Annotated in this window: 2 protein-coding genes; both read left to right on the forward strand. The window is 35.0% G+C overall.

Annotated elements, in window-relative coordinates; translation table 11 throughout:
• The first annotated feature begins 402 nt into the window (after window positions 1–402).
• Window positions 403–1,125 (forward strand): RNA polymerase sigma factor SigI, encoded by a 723-nt coding sequence (sigI, locus tag KI356_RS22195; protein ID WP_128282298.1) that lies wholly within the window; start codon window positions 403–405, stop codon window positions 1,123–1,125.
• On the forward strand, window positions 1,118–2,053 hold a 936-nt coding region (locus KI356_RS22200), incomplete at its 3' end, for an anti-sigma factor domain-containing protein (RefSeq protein ID WP_274388399.1). The genes sigI and KI356_RS22200, both read left to right, overlap by 8 nt.

The following is a 2,053-nucleotide window of genomic DNA, read 5'->3' on the forward strand; positions in this document are numbered from 1 at the left end:
AAGAAAAAGAAGCAATGAAAGTAAAATTACATAGTGGAAACAACATTGAAGTATTAGTAAATTTACTAGATTAAGTGGGGAAATCGAAAGAAAAGGCTGAAATTACCAACAATATATAGAAGAGTTATTTAAAGATTGTAGCTAAAATAGACAAAGAGCAAGAAAAACAAGCGGACGCTATTGCGAAAGAAAATAAGAGAGTATATTAAAATGCAGATTTAACTCTAGCGTGAACAGAAAAGAACAATTATCAAGAAAACGCTAAAAAAAGTCGATCGTGAAAAATATGAACAACAGCAAGAAGACAAGTCCAAATAAAAGTACTAAGAAAATGTGCTTGAATGGTCACTTATTTAGTGACCATTTTGCTATTTAAAACAGAAGGAGGCAGGGAGATTACTAGTGTTGAGTTTAGTAATGAAGATCTTAAAAAAAACGAAAATAGAAGATATCGTATTTAACATACAAAACAACGGAGAAGATAAGGAAGCTTTTATCGTACAGTATCAACCTTTTATTAGAAAATCAATATCGTCTGTCTGCCGCCGATATATTACGGAACAGGATGATGAATATAGTATTGGGTTGTTTGCGTTTAACGAAGCAATTGAACAGTATTCATATAAAAAAGGAAAATCTTTTCTAGCGTTTGCTGATCTTCTTATAAAAAGAGATGTAATTGACTATATACGCAAGGAATCTAAGCATAATCTTGTCTTTTTAAAAGAAGATAAGCAAGAGGAAATGTTAGAAATGCAAGTATCGCTTACGGAGTATATGAAAGAGATGGAAAATAGTAACCGTAAGGAAGAAATTCTTCATTTTCAAAGTGTGCTAGCTGAGTTTAAAATCACATTTTCAGAGCTTGCTAAGGAATCTCCTAAGCATCGTGATACGCGTGAACACTTAGTAGGAATTGTAAAGATTATTATAAAAGAAGAGAAAATGATGGACGAGCTATTCCGAAAGAAAAAGTTACCGCTTAAACATATTGAACCGCTTGTTAGGGTAAGTCGTAAAACGTTGGAGCGGCATAGAAAATACATTATTGCAATGTGTATTATCTTTGCAAACAACTATACATATATTCTGGATTATATAAGAGGGAGACAGCATGATGAATAAAGGGATTGTGATGGATATAAAAAAACATAGTGTAGTTGTTTTAACTCCAAATGGAGAGTTTATCGCGTTTAAAAGAAAAGCGCACTCTTACATGATTGGAGAGGAAATCTCGTTTAATGAACAAAAGCAAAGAGCACCGCGTTTTTCAATCCCTTCTTTCTTAAAGCCTGCATCGTTATTTTTGGCTTGTTTTCTATGTGTGTTGCTGTTTTTCTACAACCAACCGGAAGAAAAAGTATTTGCTTATGTCTCAGTTGATATAAATCCGAGTTTAGAGGTGGGCGTAACAAAGGATCTTCGTGTTATAGATTTGCGAGCTTGTAATGATGATGGAAAGCGCATTTTAAAAGAAATGAAACGGTGGGAAAATAAACACCTGCAAGACGTAATACGTACAATTATAAAGCAGAGTCAAGAGGATAAGTACTTAACGAATGATAAGCAAGTTATGCTAACAGCTGTTACAAAGGACAAGTCACTAGAACCAGAGTTGGAAAAGGCTATGCAGGAATTAAAGAAAGAGTATGAGATAAAACATGTTACAGTCGAATATCAAAGCAGTACGCTGCAAATGCGAGAGAATGCTAAGAAAGCAGGAATTGGCACAGGTGTTTATATAAAGCAAGAGAATGAGAAGAAAAAATCGCTTACTCCTCCTGTGCCGTCATCTGATCAGGAGGAACACGATGGGGAGATACAAACGCAACCAAAGTCATCTCCTGATGCATCATCGGATTTGTCTCCTGTAAAAGAAGAAAAATACGAGAAGCAGGAGCATATAGAACAAAAGCAATCCCAGAAACAGCAATCCAAGCAAATAAAAGAAAATAATGGAAACCAACAAGAAAACAACGGAAGAGGGCCTCAGCAAGGAAATAATGGACATCAGCAAGAGAACAACGGAAGAGGTCCTCAGCAAGGAAATAAT

This window comes from Bacillus hominis (assembly GCF_018332515.1).
In the GTDB taxonomy this organism is placed as follows: Bacteria; Bacillota; Bacilli; order Bacillales; family Bacillaceae_G; genus Bacillus_A; species Bacillus_A hominis.